This is a genomic window from Kribbella sp., assembly GCF_035655035.1.
Lineage (GTDB): Bacteria > Actinomycetota > Actinomycetes > Propionibacteriales > Kribbellaceae > Kribbella.
The window spans coordinates 1-20,732 of sequence record NZ_DASRVN010000177.1 but is presented as its reverse complement, the minus strand read 5'-3'; the positions used below and the strand labels follow the sequence as shown (position 1 = coordinate 20,732).

The following is a 20,732-nucleotide window of genomic DNA, read 5'->3' as shown; positions in this document are numbered from 1 at the left end:
CGGGCCTCGCGGAGCATGCGTTCGCCGTCGCCGGTCAGCCGGACGTGCCGGGAGGAGCGGTCGAGGAGTTGCAGGCCGAGTTCGCGTTCGAGGCGGGCGACCTGCTGGCTGACCGCGGGCTGGACGATGTTCAGCCGCTCGGCGGCCCGGCCGAAGTGCAGTTCCTCGGCGACCGTGACGAAGTACCGCAGCTGCCGCAGCTCCATCGGACCCCTCCGGCGATCACGATTCCTTATCGCTGCACAGCGTAACTGCGTCTGGGTCGGCGGCCCGCGGACCCGTTGACTGGTGGACATGAGGATCGGACTGTGGATCGACGAACAGGGGCGGACCGTGGCGGAGCTCGGCGCCGCCGTGAAGGCCGCCGAGGACGCCGGCATCGACCGGATCTGGTTCAGCCAGCGGCTCGGCTGGGACGCGCTGACGCTGATCGCGGGCGTCGCGCCGTACACGAAGACCATCGAGTACGCCGTCGGCGTGGTGCCGGTGTACCCGCGGCACCCTGTCGCGCTCGCGGCGCAGGCGCTCAGCGTGCAGGCGCTGATCGGCAACCGGCTGACGCTCGGGGTCGGCTCGAGCCACCCGCACATGGTCGAAGGCATGCTCGGGCTGCCGATGGACCGCCCCGCCGCGTACATGCGCGAGTACCTCGAAGCGCTCGGCCCGCTGCTCACCGGCGAGCAGACCGACTACGAGGGCGAGCGGATCACCGCGCGCGGCCGGATCACCGTCCCAGGGACCGAGGCTCCCGAGCTGATCCTGGCCGCGCTCGGCCCGCGGATGCTCAGGATTGCCGGCGAACTCACCGCCGGTACGACGACCAGCTGGGCGACGCCGAACGTGATCGAGGACTTCATCCGCCCCACGCTCGACCGGGCAGCGAAGGGCCGGCAGATCGTCGCGGGTACCTGCGTCGCGGTCACCGACGACCCGGACGCGACCCGCGCCTGGATCCGGGAGCACTACGGCGCCGCTGGTTCGATGCCGGCGTACCGCGCCGTCCTCGATCGCGGCGGCAACGCGGGACCGGAGGACACCGCGGTCGTCGGCGACGAGGCGGCCGTGGCCAAGGAGCTCCAGCGGTACCGGGATGCCGGTACGACGGAGTTCCTGTTCTGCCCGGTCGGCACCGACGCGGAGGTGGAGCGCACGATCCGGTTCGCCCTCGACTACGTGTAAAACGAACGGCCCGTGCTACGACGTATGTGTATGAACCTTCAGCGCACGGTGCAGCAGCGGATCGACGAGCTGGTGGAAACGGAGCTCGGGCTCCAGGTGGCGGTGTACCGGCACGGTGAACTGGTCGTGGACGCGGTGGCCGGCGACGGCGTGACCCCGGACTCGCTGTTCTACGCCGCGTCCACCGGGAAGGGCGCGTCCGCGACGGTCGCGAACGTCCTGGTGGATCGCGGCGTCCTCGACTACGACCGGCCGATCGCCGAGTTCTGGCCCGAGTTCGGCGCGCACGGGAAGCAGCACGCGACGCTGCGGCACGTACTGACGCACTCGGTCGGGCTGCCCGCGCTGCCGCCGGACACCACCCGCGCGACGCTGCTCAGCAAGGCGGAGGACCTCGCGGCCGCCGAGCCGTGGTGGGAGCCCGGGACGAAGCTGACGTACCACGCGGAGACGTTCGGCCTGCTGACCGGCGAGATCGTCCGGCGCGCAACCGGCCGGACGATCACTGAGGTACTGCGGGAGGTCGCCGACCCGCTAGGCATCGCCGACGACGTCTTCTTCGGACTGCCCGCGGATCAACGGCACCGGGTCGTTCCGTTGGTCGAGCCCGCGGGCGCCGAGCCGACCTTCGCGATGCTGGCCGAGCTGTTCGGCAAGGTCCAGCCGCTCGCGATGATCCCGCGGGCGGCCGTCGTCAACCAGCCGGAGAACCTCGCCGTCGAGGACCCGTCCAGCGGGGTGCTGACCGCGCGCGGGATCGCCAGGCTGTACGCCGGCCTGATCGGCGAGGTCGACGGCGTCCGGCTGGTCCGGCCGGAGTCCGTACCGGTGATCACCAGGCCCGCCCTGGTGGCGAAGGACGAGCTGCTCGGCAACGACGCGACGATGGCGCTCGGCTACGCGATCGGGCGGCTGGGGTCGAGCGCCGCGGAGAGCCCGGCGTCGTTCGGCTGGCCCGGGATGGGCGGCAGCGTCGCCTGGGCGGACACCCGCGCAGGGGTCACGTTCGCACTGACCAGGACACTGTTCGACCCGACGGGCTCGCCGTCGGCGATCGAGATCGGCAACCTGATTGCGAAAGCTCTTTGCTGAAAACCCTTTGAGGTAAGGGCTTTCAGCTTTCGCGGACCGAAGTGTGGTCGACCCAGACGAGATGGCCGTGGTGACTGACGAGGATCTCGTCGGTCCCGGCCGTCCCGGTCCGGCGGCCAAGCTCCTGGCCGGCGATCCAGCGCCCGCCGATCAGGATCTGAACCGCGATCGGCCGCGCCGGTGAGGGGGCTACGGGCATGGCACCTGCTTCTGGACAGGGGCGGATGATGGAGGAGGGTTTGTGGGGCCGGTCTCCCAGCCACTCGCAAGCCTACAACCGCAGGATGACAGACCGTTAGCGGTAACTCCAATTCCTCAGGAGCCCGATGTCCAAGCCCATCTTCGTGGTGCAATTGCACGACGCCCGGCGGCTGCACTACGACGTCCGGCTGGAGGTGGACGGGGTGCTGAAGTCGTGGGCGGTGCCCCGCGGGCCGTCGCTGGATCCGGTCGTGAAACGGCTCGCGGTGTTCACCTCGGACCACGATCTGGAGTACGCGTCGTACGAGGGCGTGCACCGGGACGCGCAGTACGGCAGCGGCGCGGTGATCGTCTGGGACGCCGGGGTGTACACCAACCTGACCCGCGACGACCGGCAGCAGCTCGTCGACCCGGCGGAGGCGATCGACCGCGGGCACTTGAAAGTGCAACTGCACGGGGTGAAGCTCAACGGCGCCTGGGCCTTCACCCGGACCGGCGGCGACTGGCTGCTGGTCAAGGTGAAGGACGCGGACGCCGACCCGGGCCTCGACCTGACCGTCGCCGAGCCGCGCTCGGTGCTGAGCGGTCTGACAATAGAAGAAATGGCTGCTACCTGAGTCCAGCTCCCCCACCCGCCCCGGAGGACCTCGATGCCGCGGGCAACTACATCATCGGCCGGCAGCCGTCTCAACCACAGCCAATCCCACGACTCGGGTCACCAGCCGTCGATGTGCAGTACGTCGTCCAGCGGCTGACGCGGTGCCGGCTTGAAGCTGGTCCCGATCGTGTACGCGGTCGGGATCAGCACCGTCTGCCGGATGTCCTCGGGCAGACCGAGCAGCTCCTGCACCTCCTGCTCATAGGTGAGGTGCAACGTCGTCCACGCCGTACCGAGGGCCCGAGCACGGGCGGCGAGCATGTAGCTCCACGCCGACGGCAGGATCGATCCCCAGAGGCCGGACTGGTTTCCCGCGGGAAGCTTCTTGGCCTGCAAGCACGGGATGACCAGGACCGGCACCTGCCCCATCCGCTCACCGAGGTAGGCCACGCTGTCACCCACCCGGCGCTGCACGGCCCCGCGCTCGGGATCCTCCGCGTGCAGCTTCCCGGCCGCGCCCGGACTCGCCAGATACTGCTCGACCGCGCGCCGGTAGTACTCACCGACCGCCGCCCGCTTCTCGGCATCCGTGATCACCAGCCAGTGCCACGTCTGCCGATTACTCCCGGACGGCGCCTGCAACGCGATCTCGATGCACTCCCGGATCAGCTCCATCGGCACCGCCCGCTCCAGATCGAGCCGCTTCCGCACGGTCCGGGTGGTGGTGAGCAGCTCGTCGGGGTTCAGGTCGAGTGTGTAAGCCACGGGAGGCAGTCTACAGTAGTTCTAAAGCAGACTATCTACTACAGGACGGCTCCCCGATGACCTTGAACCTGTCCGCCGACGAACTGCTGTCCACCACCCGTGCGGTGCGGAAGCGGCTGGACTTCGGCCGACCCGTGCCACGCACGCTGATCGAGGAGTGCGTCGACCTCGCCACCCAGGCGCCGACCGGGCGGAACCGGCAGCGCTGGCACTTCCTGGTCGTCACCGAGGACGCGCAACGCCGGGCCGTCGCGGACATCTTCCGGCGGGCCGTGACCCAGGCGCCGGGGCAGCCGCTGAGTGCGGACGACGTACGGCGGATGAGTCATCACGCGCGTTCGACGGAGCGGGTGTTCGACAGTCTGCGGTACCTCGTGGACAACATCCACCGGGTGCCGGCGTTCGTGATCCCGGCCGTGGAAGGGCGGACCGATCGCGCCCCGGCGACCGTGCAGGCAGGGACCTGGGGCTCGATCCTGCCGGCCGTCTGGAGTTTCATGCTCGCCGCCCGCGAGCGCGGCCTCGGTACGGTGTGGACCACCGCGCAGGGACCGCTCGAACGTGAGCTGGCAGGCGTGCTCCGGGTGCCGTACGACGACGTGATGCTCGCGGCGTTCATCCCGCTGGCGTTCACGATCGGCACCGACTTCCGCCCGGCCAAGCGAGTCCCACGTGACCAGGTGCTGCACTGGGACCGGTGGTAGGCCGCCTACTCGAACGGAGTGGGGTCTCCGGCGCCGACGCGGACCACCTCGGGGACGTCGTCGGAGAAGTCGACGACGGTGGTCGGTTCGATGCCGGCCTCGCCCTCGATGACCGCGTCGATCTGGTTGTCGAGCTCTTCCTTGATCTCCCAGCCCTGCGTCATCGGCTCCTCGTGGCCGGGCAGCAGCAGGGTGCTGGAGACCAGCGGCTCGCCGAGCTCGGCGACCAGTGCCTGGGTGATGACATGGTCGGGGATCCGCACGCCGACGGTCTTCTTCTTCGGGTGCAACAGCCGGCGCGGGACCTCCTTGGTGGCCGGCAGGATGAACGTGTAGCTGCCCGGCGTGGCCGCCTTGATCGAGCGGAACACCGCGTTGCTGATGTGCACGAACTGCCCGAGCTGCGCGAAGTTCTCGCAGACCAGCGTGAAGTGGTGCCGGTCGTCCAGGTGCCGGATGGTCCGGATCCGGTCGATCCCGTCCCGGTTGCCCAGCTGGCAGCCGAGCGCGTAACACGAGTCGGTCGGGTACGCGATCAGCCCGTCCTCGCGCAGCAGGTCCACCACCTGCCCGATCGACCGCCGCTGAGGGTTCTCGGGATGGATGTCGAAATACCTGGCCATGGCCGTCGAGCCTACTGCGCCGGCCCGACCGGTACGGCGGTCACCACCAGGTTGTCCTGGTATCCGCCCCGGGACGCGTCGTACGTACCCGTGCAGGTGATCAGTACCAGCCGCTGCTCAACCGTTTGGTCGAACGCCCCGCTCGTGGCCGCCAGGGCGTCCTTCCGGACGGCCGCGACCGACACCACGCGGTACGACGCGGCGTGCCCGGACCCACGCAGTACGACGAGTTCTCCGGGCCGTACGTCGCGCAGCCGGGCGAAGTACCCGAGGCCCTCGGTCTTCGTGTCGACGTGCCCCGCGAGCACCACCGAGCCGTACGGGTCACCGGCCTCGGCGCCGCCGTCCCACCAGCCGACGTTCTCCGCCTTGGCCGGAACCTGGAGCTGCCCGTCGACGGTCGTTGCCGTCAGCACCGATGCGTGCGTACCGCCGGGCAGTACGACCAGCCGCGGCACGAACCGGACACGTTGACTCGGCGCGGGCGTACCGATCTGCCCGGGCAACCCGGTGCTCGGCCGCGGCGGCGTACCGGTGGTGCTGAACGCGAAGGTGATCGTCGGATCCGGCACGGCACCGTCCGCCCCGGCCGTACAGCCGGCCAGGGCCGGACAGCCGAGACAGCCGAGACAGCACAGCGCCGTACCGAGCAAGCGCCGTTTCAGTGGCGGACCGCCTTCCGGCCGACGCCGACGGCGAAGGCGAGCGCGGCGAGGGCGACCACGATCCACAGCCCGGACTGGCCGGCAGCGCTCTGCGCCTGGTCGAGCGCTGCCGCCTGTCCACCGGTGCCGGTGTTCACCAACCGCGGCTTGTCCGACCCGGTGGCCGGAACCTTGATCGTGCCGAGCGCGACGGTCATCGTCTTCTGGCTCGGCGCGCCGATCGCGAAGACCCGGGTCAGGTAGCCGGCCCGCACCGGCAGCGCCAGCGGACCGAGGACGACCGGCGAGGTGGCACCGGTCGGCACGATCTCGACCTGGTACGTCCCGGCCGGCACCACGACGTCGAGGGATTCCCCGTTCGCGACGTTCTGGAAAAGGACCTTTCCGTTCACCAGGATGTCAGCCGGACCGACCGCCGCGTCGTGCGCGACCCGCAATCCGGCTTTGTCCTTCGGTACGCCGGTCAACTTGTTCGCGTACGTCGTGAGCAGCGGCGCGCCGCCCGGGGACACCGGTTGATGAATGACGACGTCCAGGCTGGCCCCGGACGCCGCCGTGACCTGCCGCTGGAGCACCAGCTTGCTGCCTTGTTTCGCGGTGATCGTCCGCTTCCCGGCGGCCACCGCGAACGGCCCGACCAGCTTCCCGCCGGCCACTCCGGTGGCCACCTGACGACCGTCCACGCTGATGTCCAGGGTGCGGCCGGGCAGGCCCTGGACGAAGTACAGGTTGGCACCACCGGCCGCGCCGGCCGGCGCCGGGAGCACTGCCGGAATCGCCGCGACCAGCACGGCCAGCGACCACGAAAGCACCCTTCGAATTACCGCACCAGAAATTCTCGGAACGTTTGTGCACACCGACCGGGATTGCCCGGACACCCTCCGCTCATGCATTCTTCTCCCCCACTTCGTGCGCCGGAAAACAGCACGAGAATTACCCGCCCCCAGGAATTCAGGGGTATCGTAAACACCACTTCGAGCCGGCCACCAGAGGACGCGGCAGTCTTGTATCCCGGCGGCCCCGGACCGGCTGCGTGGGGGTGACATCGGGGGTGCACGAGCGGGCCCGGCTACTGGCGGCGACCGTGCTGTTGCTGGGGTACAGCACGGCCGTCGCCTGTTCGGCCGATTCCGTCGTACCGACCGCGCCGAGTCCGGGACTGGACAGCGCCCGGCCGGTCCGCGTGACTCCCGCGCCGACCGCTTCGTCGCGGACCACGCCGGGCATCGAGCTCACCGTCGTACCGAAGCCGGACGGGTCGTTCGACGTCATCGAGAAGCTCACGCTGCCGACGGCCACGGACATGCTGCCGCTGCAGCTCCCGGCGTCCGGCGCGGAACTGCCCGGCATGATGTCGCCGACCACCCCGCAGGTGACGAACCTCCAGGTCTTCGCCGACGACCAGTCGGTACCGCTGGAGAACACCACGTTGCCCGGCGCCGACTACGTCCCGTTGACCATCGCGGCCGCCCGCATCCGGTTGACGTACCGGCTGTCCGGCTCGGCCGTCCTGGCGACGCCGTCGCGGACCGGGCGGGCCAGTGCGGCGATCCGGCCACTCACCGCGAGCACCGCCGCCGGACTGCCGACCGACCTCACCGTGACGAGCGGGCTGCTGAACGCCGTCTGCCCACTGCTCCCCGAACCACGCTGCGCCGTCGGGGATCCACCGCACCTCGCCGTCAAGCTCGGCATCCCGGCCGGAAAGGCCCTCGTCGTACTCCAGCTCGATCTGCCACGCTGAGCCCTATGACAACTGAACCGGTGGGCGAGGGGCGGATCGCGCTGGGCACCGCCCGCGGTCGGTGGGTACTGGCGGCGACCGCGCTGGGGTCGGGGATGGCGTTCCTGGACGGGACCGTCGTGAACGTCGCGCTGCCCGCGATGGGCAAGGACCTGAACGCCGACATGGCCGGTCTGCAGTGGATCGTGAACGGGTACATGCTGATGCTCGCCTCACTCGTGCTGCTCAGCGGGTCGCTCGGCGACCGGCTCGGCCGGCGGCGGACGTTCGTCGTCGGGGTGATCTGGTTCGCCGTGGCCTCGGTGGTCTGCGCGCTCGCGCCGAACCTCGACGTGATGATCGCCGGCCGGGTCCTGCAGGGCATCGGCGGCGCACTGCTGACACCGGGCAGCCTGGCGATCCTGCAGACCTCGTTCCAGCACTCCGACCGCGGCAAGGCGGTCGGCACCTGGTCCGGCCTCACCTCGGTCGCGGCGGCCGTCGGGCCGTTCGTCGGCGGCACGCTGGTCGACAGCGGGTACTGGCAGCTGATCTTCCTGATCAACGTCCCGATCGCGCTGGCGACGGTCCTGGTCACGCTCCGGCACGTTCCGGAGAGCCGCGACGAGGAGGCCGCCGGCAAGCTCGACCTCAACGGAGCGATCCTCGCCACGATCGGTCTCGCCGGGCTCACGTACGGCCTGATCAGCGCGGGCGACCACGGCTTCGGCGACCCGGCCGTGCTGACCAGTCTGGCGATCGGGGTGGTCGCGTTCGCCGGCTTCGTCGAGGTCGAGCGGCGCGGCTCGCACCCGATGCTGCCGCTGAACATCTTCGCCAACCGGCGCTTCACCGGCGCGAACCTGGTCACGGTCGTCGTGTACGGCGCTCTCGGTACGGCGACGTTCCTCGTCGTGGTCTACCTGCAGACCGCCCTGCACTACTCGGCGCTCTGGGCCGGGGCGTCGCTGCTGCCGATGACGTTGCTGATGTTCACGTTGTCCGGGTACGCGGGCGGCCTGGCGGACCGGATCGGCGCCCGGATCCCGATGACCGTCGGGCCGGTGCTGATGGCCGGGGGCTTCCTGCTGATGCTGCGGATCGACTCCGGCTCGAGCTACGTGACCGCCGTACTGCCGGCCGTCGTGCTGCTCGGGCTCGGGCTCGTCTCGACGGTGGCGCCGCTGACCGCGACCGTGCTGTCGTCGGTCGAGGACCACCACGCGGGGATCGCCTCTGGCGTGAACAATGCGGTCGCCCGGTCGGCGCAGTTGATGGCGGTCGCGGCGATCCCGATGGCGGCAGGCATCACCGGGGACGCGTACCGCAACCCGGTTGCCTTTCACAACGGCTTCGGCAACGCGCTGGTGATCTCCGCGGTGCTGGCCGCGGCCGGCGGCGCGATCGCCTGGCTCACCCTCGGCGAACGCGCACGCCCAGGCCTGGTGCACCACCACCCGCACTGCGCCCTCGAGGCCCCGCCGTACGCCGACAGCAAGAACTGATTTGTCGACTTATCGGTTGCCCGCGGCAACCCGCGGTACGGCGAGATAGTGCTTGCGGCTGTCCGGGTCGAGGCGTTCGATCGCGTACCGGAGCATGGTGCGCGGCATCCGGCCGGCGTACCGGTCGAGGAACGCGCGCAGCTCGGCCTCGTCCACACGCTTGCCGGCCTCGCGGAGCATCCAGCCGGACGCCTTGTGGATCAGGTCCTCCCGGTCGCCGAGCACCTCGGCGGACAGCTTGTAGGTGTCGGCGGTCTGGCCCTGGTTGATCAGGTACTGCGTGGCGACCAGCGCGATCCGCCGTTCCCACAGGGACTTCGAGCGGACCAACACGTACAGCGGGTCGCGGGGCTTGTCGAGCAGGTAGCCACCGACGACCTGCGGGGCGCTGCAGTCGACCAGGTCCCAGTTGTTGATGTACGCCGTACTGCGCAGGTAGATCTCGTACAGCGCCCGCAGTTCGGCCGGGTTCGCCGTACGGGGCTTGAGCGCTTGTGTCGCCCGATCCGCCAGCAGGCACAGGATCGTCAGGCGGTGCTCGTGGATCGGACTCGTGAGCGCTTGCTCGAGGTCGGCCAGCGGCAGGCCGGCGCGTAGGTACGGCTTGAGGATGCCGCGGATCGTGGTGAGTTTGACGCCGATCATCCGATCGCCGTGACCGTACTCGCCCGGTCCCAGCTTGAAGTAGCGCGCCAGTAGCACCGCTGCCGCCGGGTCGGCGGCCGCGTCGACTTCGGCGAGCAGTTGCTTCGTACTCAGACCAGCATCCCTCCGGTCGCACGCAGGTTCTGCCCGGTGATCCAGCGGGAGTCCGGGCCGGCCAGGAACCCCACCACGTCGGCGACCTCGGCCGGCTCGCCCATCCGCCCGAGCGCGGTGATCCCGACCAGCAACTGCTCGGCCTCGGGCGGGTTGTGGTCGTGGAACATGTCGGTGTCGGTCGCGCCCGGCGACACGCTGTTGACGGTGATCGCGCGCGGGCCGTACTCCCGGGCCGCGATCTTCACGAACTGCTCGACGGCGGCCTTGCTCGCGGCGTACAGCGAGATTCCCGGGCCCGGCATCACCGTGTTCAGCGTCGACAGCGCGACGATCCGGCCGCCGTCGGCCAGCACCTGGCCCGCGCGCTGGATCGCGAAGTACGGGCCTTTCACGTTCGTCGCGAAGAGCTGGTCGTAGTCGTCGACCGTGACGTCCGCGATCGGTTTCACCATCGACCGCGCGGCGTTGCAGACGAAGATGTCGAGTACGCCGGTCGGTTCGGCGGCGCGCTCGAACACCCCGTCGATCGCGGACAGGTCGGCCTGGTCCGCCCGTACGGCGACCGCCCGGCCCCCGACTGCCTTCACGTCGGCGACCACCTGATCCGCGGCGGATCCGCTGCTCGCGTACGTGAACGTCACCACGGCGCCGTCCGCGGCAAGCCGCCGTACGATCGCCGCACCGATACCCCGGGAACCGCCGGTGACCAGCGCTGCCTTACCGTCGAGGACGCCCATGATGCTTTGTCTACCACCACCTCGGGTCCTGCGCGGGTCACGCTCCGGGTTCCATCGTCGTGAGACCCGTTGTGACGCCCGCGCGTTGGGGCATACGGTGAGAACAGGGCAGTTCCATCCCGCCAGGACCGACCGGCGTTCATGGCGCTACCCGGGGGAGATACCGGCGTGACAAGCCAGCCAGAGCCGCAGGACGGCGAGATGATCAGGACCGTGTTCGACGCCGTGACCGAGGAGCTGGAACCTGGCGTACTGCTGGTCCGGATGTCCGGTGAGATCGACATCGCAAGCACCGAGTTCGCCGCCGAGGCGATCCGGGCCGCGGTCGCGCCGCCGGCCCGGCTGGTCCTGATCGACCTGTCCGCGGTCACCTTCTGCAGCTCCGCCGGCCTCGGCAACCTGGTCGAGGCCCGCAACCTCGCCGGGGAGCACGACATCACGCTGGCGCTGGTCGGCGTCGGACGCCCGGTCGACCGCCCGCTCACCGTGACCGGCCTCGGCGGCCAGTTCCGGATCTACGGCACAGCCGAGGAGGCGCTCGCCGCCGGGTGACCCGCGGCGGCGGTGGAATCGATTCCACGCCTGCGCTTAGGGTGCTGCCGTGATCGTGCACACCCTCGAGGACACCTGCCTGGTGTACCTGCTCATCGATCCGGCGACACGCTCGGCCGTCGCGATCGACGCCGGCAGCGGGCGCTGGCTCGACCGGCTCTCGTCGTACGGCGTGGACCGGGTCACCGACGTACTGGTCACGCATCACCATCGTGACCAGGTCGAAGGACTGCCGTTGCTGGCGGCCGCGGGTGCCCGGATCTGGGTGCCGGAGAACGAGGCCGAGCTGATCGCCGGGGTCGGCCATCACTGGCAGCGACGGAACCTGGTCAACAACTACGATCTGCACACGGACCGGTTTTCGCTGCTCGAGGCGGTGCCGGTGGCCGGCGTCATGAAGGACTACAGCACGTCCGAGATCGGCCACCTGACCGTACGGACCGTGCCGACCCCGGGTCACACGCCGGGCAGCGTCAGCTATCTGATCGACGATCTTGCCTTCACCGGTGACCTCGTCCACAGCCCGGGAAAGGTGTGGTCGGGCGCGGCGCTCCAGTGGTCGTACGTCGGCCTCGAGGGTGCCGCGATGACCATGGCGTCCCTCGTCCAACTGCTCGACCACCAGCCACGGGCCCTGCTGCCCAGCCACGGCGTACGGATGGACGATCCGGCGACCGCCGTACAGGCCACCTGCAGAGCACTGCAGGATCTCGTCCAGGTGCGGCTCGGGGCGCCGAGCGGCCTGCTCGACAAGCTCGAGGACCCGTACGTCGAGCTGAGCCCACACCTGCTGATGAACCGCACCAGCGAGTCCCGGAGCTACGTCCTGCTGAGTGACTCCGGTACGGCGTTGTTGATCGATTACGGCTACGACCTGACCACCGGGATCCCGACCGGCGGACCACGGCACGTAGTACGCCCCTGGCTGCCGAGCCTGCGCGCCCTGCACCGGGACTACGGCATCGAACGTGTCGAGGTGGCGATCCCGACGCACTACCACGACGACCACGTCGCCGCCTTCAACCTGATGCGCGACGTCCACAAGACGGAGGTCTGGGCGGCCGCTCCGGTGGCGGACGTTCTGGAGAACCCGACGGACTACGACCTGCCGTGTCTGTGGTACGAGCCGATCCCGTGCGCACAGCACGTCGCGAACGGCGCCGTGATCCGGTGGCGCGAGTACGAGCTGTCGATCCATGACCTGCCCGGGCACACGCTCTACGCGTCGGCGATCGGGTTCGAAGCCGACGGGCGGCGCGTGCTGGCCACGGGCGACCAGCAGACCGGGAGCTGGCAGCCGGACGGTACTCCGGAGATCCCGAACTTCCAGTACGCCAACGGCTTCGCCGCCGAGGACTACGTGGCGTCGGCTGCGCTCTACCAGCGGTCGCAGCCCGAGCTGATGATCTCGGGGCACTGGGACCCGCGTACGGTCGGCCCGGAGTACCTCGACGAGCTGACGCGGCTCGGTGCCGAGGTGGCCCGGGTTCATCGGGCGTTGCTGCCGGCCACGGACCCGGTGTTCGGGGGCGCCGTGCGGATCTCGCCGTACCGGGTGAACGCGGTCAACGGGCAGCCGTTCACTGTACGAGTGAGCGTGCCGGCTGAGCTGGTCGTGCCTGCTGGGTGGGAGTGCCGGCGGGTCGGCGCCGGCGAGTTCGTGGTGGTGCCGCTGGTGACCGAGCCGCTCCGGCAGGTGCCGATCGCGGCCGCGATCACCCGGGACGGGGTCTATCTGGGTCAGCTGGCCGAGGCGTTCGTCGACGTACGCCTTTCCTGAGATGGGCGACTGAACATCTAGACTGCGTTTATGAGTCCCCGGGGGCAGCAGGCGGCGCGTGCTGTGTCACAGCCGACGCAGCCGCCGGTACGTCGCCCAACGGTGCAGGACGTGGCGCGTGAGGCCGGGGTCTCGCCGTCGACGGTGTCACGGGCGTTGCACACGCGCGGGTACGCCTCTCCCGCCGTACGGGCCCGGGTACGGGCGGCCGCCGAGCGGATCGGGTACGTGACCGACCACAACGCCCGCAACCTGCGCAGCCGCACGTCCACGTCCATCGGGGTCCTCATCTCGGACCTGCGCAACCCGTTCTACGCGGACCTTGCCGCCGGCATCGAGGAGGAGTTGCGGGCGGCGGAGTACCAGATGGTGCTCGTCAACGACAACGGTGATCCCGCGGAGGAGATGCAGGCCGTGGAGACGCTGCTGGCGATGCGGGTTCCCGGTGTGATCGTCACCCCGGTGACCGCGAAGTGCCCCCAGGTGCTGCAGAACAACGGCGTCCACGTGGTCTGTGCCGACCGCGAGCTGGGCCGGTCCGGCAGCGATCTCGTTCTGAGCGACAACAAGTCCGGTGCCTGCGAGCTGACCGAGCACCTGATCGCGCTCGGCCATACCCGGATCGGGCTGCTCATCGACGAGACGAAGTGGTCGACCGGGGCCGGCCGGCTCGCCGGGTTCCGGGCCGCGCACGCGGACAACGACCTGGTCGTGGACGAGAACCTGATCGCGTTCACGAGTTTCGACGCCGAGGCCGCCCGGCGGACGACCCGCAAGCTGCTGAGCGGCCACGAGGTGACCGCGATCATCTCGGCGAACAACGTGCTCGCGCAGGGTGCCCTCGCCGAGGTCCAGGACCGGCGGCTGAAGATCCCGCGGCAGCTCAGCCTGGCGGCGTACGACGACGTGCCGTGGATGTCGCTGGTCCAGCCGGCGCTCACCACGGTGGACCAGGGCACGGTCGAGATGGGCCGCAGTTGCGCCCGCCTGCTGATCGCCCGGATCCGCGGCGAGCTGCCGTCGCGGCGCCGGCTGGTCAAGGTTCCCGCCCGGCTGATCGTGCGCGGTTCCACCGGTCCCGCGCCGCGCTGACTTGTCCACAGGCCGGCCGCCGACGTCTTGACGACGCGTCGGCAGCACCTCTACGGTTCCTGCCATCCGGAAATGTGGCATCGATGCCACATTCCGCCGCCGGTCCCCTGTCGACGTTAGGAGCAACCCCATGAAGCACCTGCGCGTTCCCGTGGTGCTCGCGGCCGGAGCGCTGGCTCTCACCGCCTGCGCCGGCGTCGGGAAGAAGGACACCGGCGCCGGGAGCAGCGACCAGGCCTCGGCCGGCGCGACTCCCACCGGATCCCTGAACATCATGGGTTTCAGCGGTGAGGACGAGGTCGCCCAGTCCCGGATCACCGCCTTCAAGACGGCCTTCCCGGGGGTCACGGTGAAGAACAACAAGGGTGACTTCGACGCCCAGCAGTTCCTCACCGCGATCTCCAGCGGCAATCCGCCGGACGTCGTCTACATGGACCGCAAGCTGGTCGGCACGTACGCCGCGAAGGGCGCGATCCAACCGCTGGACGACTGCATCAAGAACAGTGGAATCGATACCACACAGTATCGCGAAGCCGCGATGAACGAGGTGAAGCTGAAGGACAAGACCTACGGCATCCCCGAGTTCTACGGCGTCTCGACCAACCTGATCAGCGTCCCGGCGCTGAAGTCCGCCGGCGTCGCGGTCGGCGACATCCAGACCACCGACTGGGACAAGCTCGAGCAGACCGTCAAGAAGCTCTACAAGGCGAAGAACGGCAGGCCCGCGCGGATCGGCTTCGACCCCAAGATGCCGGAGTTCTTCCCGCTCTGGGCGATGGCGAACGGCGCCGAGCTGGTCAGACCCGGCGGCGCCCCGAACCTGAACGATCCCAAGGCGGTCGAGGCCCTGCAGTACACGATCAAGCTGATCGACGACCAGGGCGGCTGGTCGAACTTCAAGACCTTCCGGGACACCTTCGACCTCTTCGGCGCGAAGAACCAGTTCACCAAGGACCAGCTGGCCGCGTTCCCGATCGAGAACTGGTACCTGAACGTCCTGCTGGACTCCCGGGCCAACGGGCTGCAGCTGCAGTCGACACCGTTCACCGACCGGCAGGGCAAGCCGATCAGCATGCTGGGCGGCTCCGCCTGGGTGGTCCCGAAGGGCGCGAAGAAGCCGGAGGCCGCATGCCAGTGGGCGAAGACGATGACCTCGGTGGAGACCTGGCACAAGGCCGCCGAGGCGCGCATGCAGACGGTGGCGAAGGACAAGACCTTCTTCACCGGCCTCTTCACCGGGAACAAGGTGGCCGACGACCAGATCAAGGCGCAGTACCTGAAGCTCACCGGGGACGCGGGATTCGACGCGGCGATCAAGAACTACTACGACGTCCTGGAGACGGCGAAGCCGCTGAACCCGTCACCGGCCGGCGCGGAGATCGACGCCGCCTGGCAGAGCGCCGTCGCCAAGGCCCTGGCCGGATCCGCCACCCCACAGGCCGCCCTCGACCAGGCACAGTCCGATGCGAAGGCCGCGTTCGACAAGGTCAGCCAGGGCTGACCATGGCGTCCACCAACACCTCAGGATCGGCGCGGGTGGCCACGGGCAAGGCGGCCCGGGTGCCCGGTCCGCAGCCCGCCGGCCGGTCTGAGACCGGCGGCGCGGGCCGGTCCAGTCGGCCGAAGCGGAGTCCGCTGGCGAAGCGGGAGGACCGGGCCGGGTGGCTGTTCATCTCGCCATGGGTGATCGGGTTCCTGGTCTTCACCGCAGGCCCGATGATCGCCAGCCTGGTGCTGTCCTTCACCGACTATCAGATGATCCAGCCGCCGCACGCCGTCGGCCTGGACAACTACCGCGAGCTGTTCAACGATCCCCGCGTTCTCAAGTCACTCAGCAACACCTTCGTGTACGCCGCCATGTTCGTGCCGCTCGGCACGATCTTCGCGCTGGCCTTGGCGATGATGCTGCAACGCGTGGGCAAGGCCGGCGGCTTCTTCCGGACCGCCTTCTACCTGCCCGAGATGACGCCCGCGGTCGCGGCCGCGGCGATGTTCCTCCTGCTGCTGAACGGACAGCAAGGCCTGATCAACAAGGTGCTTGGCTGGTTCGGCATCAACGGGCCGAACTGGACCGCCGATCCGAACTGGCTGAAGCCCTCGCTCGCGATCGTCAGCCTGTGGACCGTCGGCGGCACCGTGATCATCTACCTGGCCGCGTTGAACGGCGTTCCGAAGCAGCTGTACGAGGCGGCCGAGCTGGACGGCGCCGGTCCGGTCACGCGGTTCTTCCGGATCACGGTGCCGATGATCTCCGGAGCGCTGTTCTTCACGGTCATCACCCACACGATCGCCGCGATGCAGATGTTCGACCAGGCCTACACGATGTTCTACGGGCCGCAGCAGAAGGCGACCGCCTCGGACGAGTCGCTGGTCTACATGGTCTACCTGTTCCAGAACGCGTTCCAGTTCTTCAAGATGGGCTTCGCCTCGGCGATGGCCTGGCTGCTGTTCGTGATCATCATGCTGATCACGTTCGTCCAGGTCCGGATCGGCAACCGCTACGTGTACTACCACGGGGAGCGCTGATGACGATTCCGTGGCGGCGGCTGCCGTTCTACGTGCTCCTCACGCTCGCGACACTCGCGTTCGTCTATCCGCTGGTGTGGCTGGTGTCCGCCTCGCTGAAGCCGCGCTCGCAGGTCTTCGACAACCGGCTGATCCCGGAGATCTTCCAGCCGTCGAACTACGTCAAGGTCTGGGACGCCGGGCCGGCGCTGCGCTGGCTGACGAACTCGCTGACCGTCGGATTCATGGCCGCCGCGACCGTCACGCTGTCCAGCGCCCTGGTCGCGTTCGGGTTCGCGTACTTCCGGTTCCGGGGGCGCAACATCCTGTTCGGCGTCCTGCTGTCGACGATGATGCTGCCCGGCGCGGTGACGATGATCCCGGTCTACCTGATCTGGAACAAGCTGGGCATGGTCGACACCCAGATCCCGCTCTGGGCGCAGAACCTGTTCGGTTCCGCGTTCTACGTCTTCCTGCTCCGGCAGTTCTTCCTGGGCATCCCGCGGGAGCTGTTCGAGGCGGCCCGCGTCGACGGTTGCGGGTACTTCGGCCTGTTCCGGCGGATCGCGTTCCCGCTCTGCAAGCCGGCCCTGGTAATCGTGTTCGTCTTCGAGTTCAAGGCGAGCTGGTCCGACCTGATGAAACCGCTGATCTATCTGCAGACACCGGACTACTTCACGATGCCGCGCGGCCTGAAGCAGATCATCGACGCGTTCGCCCTGTCCGGGCACTACGAGTGGGAGATCGCGGTGGCCGCGAGTGTCCTCGCCGTACTGCCGATGATCGTCCTGTTCGCCTTCGGCCAGCGCTACATCCTCGACGGCGTGGCCACGACCGCGCAGAAGGGCTGAGCGTGACCTCTCAGCAGCCTGTCCTCGCCCTCGACGTCGGCGGCACCAAACTGGCCGCCGGCGTCGTCACCCGCGACGGGACCGTGCAGTCGTTCTGCCGCACCGAGACCGCGGTCGCCGAGGGGCCGGCCGCGGTCGTCAAGCGGCTGCTCGATCTCGGCGAGCAGGCGGCGGCCGAGGCCGGACTGCCGCTGGACAGGCCTCCCGTTTCCAACGGCAGACCGTTCGCCGCCATTGGGGTCGGCTGCGGCGGCCCACTCGATCCGGAGACCGGCATCATCCTCGGGCCACCGGGGCTGCCTGGCTGGGACTCGGTGCCGCTCGGTCAGCTGGTCGCCGAGCGGTTCGGTCTCCCGACGTACGTGGAGAACGACGCCACCGCCGCGGCCCTCGGCGAGTACCGCTGGGGTGGCTGGGACGTCCAGAACCTCGTCTACCTGACGGTGTCGACCGGCTTCGGAGGAGGCATCGTTGCTGACGGCAAGCTGTTCCGCGGCGCCGCGCGGCAGGGCGGTGAGCTGGGGCACGTGGTGATCGACTGGCAGGGTCGCCGATGCGGCTGCGGTGCCCGCGGCTGCGCGGAGGCCTACGTCTCCGGTACGTCGATCGCGCGCCGCGCCACCGAGGCAGCTGCCGCGGCGGACTCGACGCTCTCGGGCCTGGTCGTCACCGCGAAGGACGTCGCCGACCACGCGCGCGCGGGCGATCCGGTCGCGCGCGCGGTCTGGGACGAGACGACAGCGATGCTCGGCCGGATGGTCGCCGTACTGATCAACGTCAGCGAGCCCGACCTGGTGGTGCTCGGCGGCGGCGTCACCCGGTCCGGCGCCCAACTGCTCGAGCCGGTGCGCGAGGCGGCGTTGCGGCAGGCGATGCCCCCCGCCGCGCGGGCGTGTGACGTCGTACTCAGCAGGCACGGTGATGCGGTCGGCGTGCTCGGTGCCGCAGCGATCGCCTACGAGCGACGGGAAGAGTCATGACCACTCAGCTCCAGGGACTGCTCGACGGCCAGCTGGATCGGCACTCGGAGGTGGCGGCCGCGATGCGGGCGCAGCTCCCTCAGGTCCAGGCCGTTGCCGACGAGCTCATCCGCCGGCTCGCGGCCGGCGGCGTGCTGTACACGTTCGGCAACGGCGGCTCCGCGGCCGATGCGCAGCATCTCGCAGGCGAGTTGATCGGCCGGTACCTGCGGGAGCGGCGGCCGCTGCCGGCGGTCGCGTTGATCGGCGACGCCGCGGTGATCAGCTGCATCGCGAACGACTACGCCTACGACGACGTGTTCGCCCGGCAGGTGAGCGCGCTGGCCGGCCCGTCGGACATGGTCGTCGGATTCAGCACGTCCGGGACGTCGCCGACCGTGGTCAAGGGCCTCGCGGCGGCCCGGGCCAACGGAGCCTGCTCGGTCGCGTTCACCTCGGTCCGCGGCCAGGAGCTCGCGGCCGCTGCCGACCTCGCGGTCGTCGTACCGGCGGAGGAGACCGCCCGGATCCAGGAGATGCACGTCCTCGCCCTTCATCTGGTCAGCGAACTCGTCGACCGCTGGGCGTCCGAACTCGAGGAGCAGCCATGAGAGGCCCGCTGCACATGATCGGCAACGCACACATCGACGCCGTCTGGCTCTGGCAGTGGCAGGAGGGTTATCAGGAGGTGCGAGCGACGTTCCGATCGGCGCTGGACCGGATGGAGGAGTACCCCGACTACGTCTTCACCGCGGACTCGGTCGCGTACTTCAGCTGGATCGCCGAGCACGACCCCGGTCTGTTCGAGCGGATCCGCAAGCGGGTCGCCGAAGGACGCTTCGAGATCGTCGGCGGCTGGTGGGTGGAGCCGGACTGCAACATCCCGGGCGGGGAGGCGTTCGTCCGGCACGCGCTCTACTCGCAGCACTGGCTCGCCGAGCACCTGGGCGTGATCGCGACCGTCGGGTGCAACGTCGACCCGTTCGGGCACAACGCCACGCTGCCGCAACTGCTGAGCAAGGCACGGCTGGATTCGTATGCCTTCCTCCGGCCGCAGGCGCACGAGCGGGAGCTGCCCGGCCAGAAGTTCTGGTGGGAGTCGGCCGACGGCTCCCGGGTGCTCGCGTACCGGATCCCGCACGAGTACTGCTCGCCCGGCGGCGAGATCTCCGGCCACGTGACCAAGGCCCTGCAACAGTTGCCGGTGACAACCGAACCGCTGATGGTCTGCTACGGCGTCGGCAACCACGGAGGCGGTCCGACGATCGAGAACATCGAGTCGATCAAGCAGCTCGCCGAGCGCGACCTGTATCCGGCGATGTTCCCGTCCTCGATGCGCCGGTTCTTCGACGAGGCCCGGGCCTTCGACGGGATCCCGGTCCACCCCACCGAGCTGCAGCCGCACGCGATCGGCTGCTACGCCGCGCACTCCGGGATCAAGCGGCAGAACCGGCTGGCCGAGCAGGCGCTGCTCGCGGCGGAGAAGTGGTCCACGATCGCGGCGACCGTCAGCGGCATGCCCGACGCGACCGCTGACCTCGCGCACGCCTGGAAGCAGGTGCTGTTCAACCAGTTCCACGACATCGCCGCCGGCACCGCGATCGAGCCGGCGTACGACGACGCCCGCGATCAGCTCGGTGCGGCCAAGGCGATCGCCGCCCGGCTGGCGAACCGCTCGATCCAGTCGATCGCGCTGCAGATCGACATCCCCGCGGAGACTGCGATGGTGCCGGTCGCGGTCTTCAACCCGCACGCCTGGCCGGTCACCACCACGGTGGAGCTCGAGCTCGGATACCCGGCACCGCTGCGGGGTGCGATCGAGCTCCGGGAGGGCCTCGACGGCCCGGTGCTCGACGTCCAGGAAATCCGATCGGCGGCGACCGCGAACGGGCGGCGCCGGGTCGCTTTCATCGCCACCGTGCCACCGCTGGGGTACCAGTTGTTCACGATGCGGCCGGGCGACGCGTCGTCGTACCACCTCGGCGGGCCTGCCGACGAGCGACTGGTCCTGGACAACGGCGTGGTGCACGCGGAGCTCGACCCGGCGACCGGCTGGCTCCGGTCGCTGTCGACCGCGGGCGGGCGCAACCTGCTGGCCTCCGGTGTCCCGCACGCGCAGGTGATCGACGACGACACCGACACCTGGAGTCACGGCGTACGGTCGCTGTGGAAGACCGTGGACGCGTTCACGGTACGGCGCGTGCGGCGGCTCGCGGACGGCCCGGTGCGGCAGCTGATCCGGGTGGAATCGGCGTACGGCGAGTCGCGGCTGGTCGAGGAGTTCGTCCTGGACGCGGAGTCCGACGCGGTCGAAGTACGCGTCACGGTGGACTGGCGCGAGCGGTTGAAGGCGCTGAAGCTGTGCTTCCCGTTCGCGGTGCGGGAGCCGCAGGCGACTCACGAGATCCCGTACGGGCAACTGGTGCGGGAGCAGAACCG

The 20,732-nt window shown here is 69.5% G+C and carries 23 protein-coding genes; 15 read left to right on the top strand and 8 right to left on the bottom strand.

Going from position 1 to position 20,732, the window contains the following annotated elements; all coding sequences use genetic code 11:
- Positions 1–206 (bottom strand): LysR family transcriptional regulator (locus tag VFF46_RS10635; protein WP_325036906.1); only part of this gene is annotated, 206 nt, incomplete at its 3' end.
- A gap of 88 nt (positions 207–294) precedes the next feature.
- On the opposite strand from VFF46_RS10635, the gene VFF46_RS10630 reads away from it, so the two are divergent.
- Positions 295–1,179 (top strand): TIGR03564 family F420-dependent LLM class oxidoreductase, encoded by an 885-nt coding sequence (locus tag VFF46_RS10630; protein WP_325036905.1) that lies wholly within the window; start codon positions 295–297, stop codon positions 1,177–1,179.
- 30 nt (positions 1,180–1,209) lie between these two features.
- A complete protein-coding gene (locus VFF46_RS10625) occupies positions 1,210–2,271 on the top strand; it encodes a serine hydrolase domain-containing protein (protein ID WP_325036904.1) in 1,062 nt (353 codons plus the stop codon).
- Between the two features lie 22 nt (positions 2,272–2,293).
- On the opposite strand, the gene VFF46_RS10620 is transcribed toward VFF46_RS10625, so the two are convergent.
- On the bottom strand, positions 2,294–2,470 hold the full coding sequence (locus VFF46_RS10620) for a hypothetical protein (RefSeq protein WP_325036903.1): 177 nt from the start codon (positions 2,468–2,470) through the stop codon (positions 2,294–2,296).
- 127 nt (positions 2,471–2,597) lie between these two features.
- On the opposite strand from VFF46_RS10620, the gene VFF46_RS10615 reads away from it, so the two are divergent.
- Positions 2,598–3,089 (top strand): DNA polymerase ligase N-terminal domain-containing protein, encoded by a 492-nt coding sequence (locus tag VFF46_RS10615; protein WP_325036902.1) that lies wholly within the window; start codon positions 2,598–2,600, stop codon positions 3,087–3,089.
- Between the two features lie 98 nt (positions 3,090–3,187).
- Here VFF46_RS10615 and VFF46_RS10610 read toward each other — a convergent pair whose 3' ends face one another.
- Positions 3,188–3,835, bottom strand: a complete 648-nt coding sequence (locus VFF46_RS10610; protein WP_325036901.1) for a nitroreductase family protein — start codon at positions 3,833–3,835, stop codon at positions 3,188–3,190.
- A gap of 56 nt (positions 3,836–3,891) precedes the next feature.
- Between VFF46_RS10610 and VFF46_RS10605 the strand changes: the two genes are divergently transcribed.
- Entirely contained in the window at positions 3,892–4,539 is a 648-nt protein-coding gene (locus tag VFF46_RS10605; protein WP_325036900.1) for a nitroreductase family protein, read from the top strand.
- A 5-nt stretch (positions 4,540–4,544) separates the two neighbouring features.
- On the opposite strand, the gene VFF46_RS10600 is transcribed toward VFF46_RS10605, so the two are convergent.
- The 3 genes from VFF46_RS10600 to VFF46_RS10590 all read right to left on the bottom strand — a co-directional run bounded on the left by VFF46_RS10600 (position 4,545) and on the right by VFF46_RS10590 (position 6,639).
- Positions 4,545–5,162 (bottom strand): L-threonylcarbamoyladenylate synthase, encoded by a 618-nt coding sequence (locus VFF46_RS10600; RefSeq protein WP_325036899.1) that lies wholly within the window; start codon positions 5,160–5,162, stop codon positions 4,545–4,547.
- Between the two features lie 11 nt (positions 5,163–5,173).
- Positions 5,174–5,734 (bottom strand): class F sortase, encoded by a 561-nt coding sequence (locus tag VFF46_RS10595; RefSeq protein ID WP_325036898.1) that lies wholly within the window; start codon positions 5,732–5,734, stop codon positions 5,174–5,176.
- A gap of 89 nt (positions 5,735–5,823) precedes the next feature.
- Positions 5,824–6,639, bottom strand: a complete 816-nt coding sequence (locus tag VFF46_RS10590; RefSeq protein ID WP_325036897.1) for a DUF4397 domain-containing protein — start codon at positions 6,637–6,639, stop codon at positions 5,824–5,826.
- Between the two features lie 221 nt (positions 6,640–6,860).
- Between VFF46_RS10590 and VFF46_RS10585 the strand changes: the two genes are divergently transcribed.
- Both VFF46_RS10585 and VFF46_RS10580 read left to right on the top strand, forming a co-directional pair.
- Positions 6,861–7,571: a hypothetical protein gene (locus VFF46_RS10585; protein WP_325036896.1), complete on the top strand. Its 711-nt coding sequence runs from the start codon at positions 6,861–6,863 to the stop codon at positions 7,569–7,571.
- 5 nt (positions 7,572–7,576) lie between these two features.
- Positions 7,577–9,055: an MFS transporter gene (locus tag VFF46_RS10580; protein WP_325036895.1), complete on the top strand. Its 1,479-nt coding sequence runs from the start codon at positions 7,577–7,579 to the stop codon at positions 9,053–9,055.
- 9 nt (positions 9,056–9,064) lie between these two features.
- Here VFF46_RS10580 and VFF46_RS10575 read toward each other — a convergent pair whose 3' ends face one another.
- Positions 9,065–9,799: a DNA alkylation repair protein gene (locus VFF46_RS10575; protein WP_325036907.1), complete on the bottom strand. Its 735-nt coding sequence runs from the start codon at positions 9,797–9,799 to the stop codon at positions 9,065–9,067.
- A gap of 11 nt (positions 9,800–9,810) precedes the next feature.
- A complete protein-coding gene (locus VFF46_RS10570) occupies positions 9,811–10,554 on the bottom strand; it encodes an SDR family oxidoreductase (protein WP_325036894.1) in 744 nt (247 codons plus the stop codon).
- A gap of 168 nt (positions 10,555–10,722) precedes the next feature.
- Here VFF46_RS10570 and VFF46_RS10565 point away from each other — a divergent pair, with 168 nt between their 5' ends.
- The 9 genes from VFF46_RS10565 to VFF46_RS10525 all read left to right on the top strand — a co-directional run.
- On the top strand, positions 10,723–11,106 hold the full coding sequence (locus VFF46_RS10565; protein ID WP_325036893.1) for an STAS domain-containing protein: 384 nt from the start codon (positions 10,723–10,725) through the stop codon (positions 11,104–11,106).
- A gap of 49 nt (positions 11,107–11,155) precedes the next feature.
- Positions 11,156–12,886, top strand: a complete 1,731-nt coding sequence (locus VFF46_RS10560) for an MBL fold metallo-hydrolase (protein WP_325036892.1) — start codon at positions 11,156–11,158, stop codon at positions 12,884–12,886.
- 30 nt (positions 12,887–12,916) lie between these two features.
- Positions 12,917–13,978, top strand: a complete 1,062-nt coding sequence (locus tag VFF46_RS10555) for a LacI family DNA-binding transcriptional regulator (protein ID WP_325036891.1) — start codon at positions 12,917–12,919, stop codon at positions 13,976–13,978.
- A 130-nt stretch (positions 13,979–14,108) separates the two neighbouring features.
- Positions 14,109–15,479, top strand: a complete 1,371-nt coding sequence (locus VFF46_RS10550) for an extracellular solute-binding protein (protein ID WP_325036890.1) — start codon at positions 14,109–14,111, stop codon at positions 15,477–15,479.
- Positions 15,480–15,481: 2 nt separating this feature from the next.
- Entirely contained in the window at positions 15,482–16,504 is a 1,023-nt protein-coding gene (locus VFF46_RS10545; RefSeq protein WP_325036889.1) for a sugar ABC transporter permease, read from the top strand.
- Positions 16,504–17,334 carry a carbohydrate ABC transporter permease gene (locus tag VFF46_RS10540; RefSeq protein WP_325036888.1) on the top strand — a complete coding sequence of 277 codons (831 nt, stop codon included), beginning with the start codon at positions 16,504–16,506 and terminating at the stop codon, positions 17,332–17,334. The genes VFF46_RS10545 and VFF46_RS10540 overlap by 1 nt, the downstream gene beginning before the upstream one ends.
- Before the next feature lie 2 nt (positions 17,335–17,336).
- Complete coding sequence (locus VFF46_RS10535) at positions 17,337–18,314, top strand: ROK family protein (protein ID WP_325036887.1); 978 nt, start codon at positions 17,337–17,339, stop codon at positions 18,312–18,314.
- A complete protein-coding gene (locus VFF46_RS10530; protein WP_325036886.1) occupies positions 18,311–18,904 on the top strand; it encodes a D-sedoheptulose-7-phosphate isomerase in 594 nt (197 codons plus the stop codon). Before VFF46_RS10535 ends, VFF46_RS10530 begins: the two co-directional genes overlap by 4 nt.
- Positions 18,901–20,732: glycoside hydrolase family 38 C-terminal domain-containing protein (locus tag VFF46_RS10525; RefSeq protein WP_325036885.1), on the top strand; the 1,832-nt coding region annotated here is incomplete at its 3' end. The genes VFF46_RS10530 and VFF46_RS10525, both read left to right, overlap by 4 nt.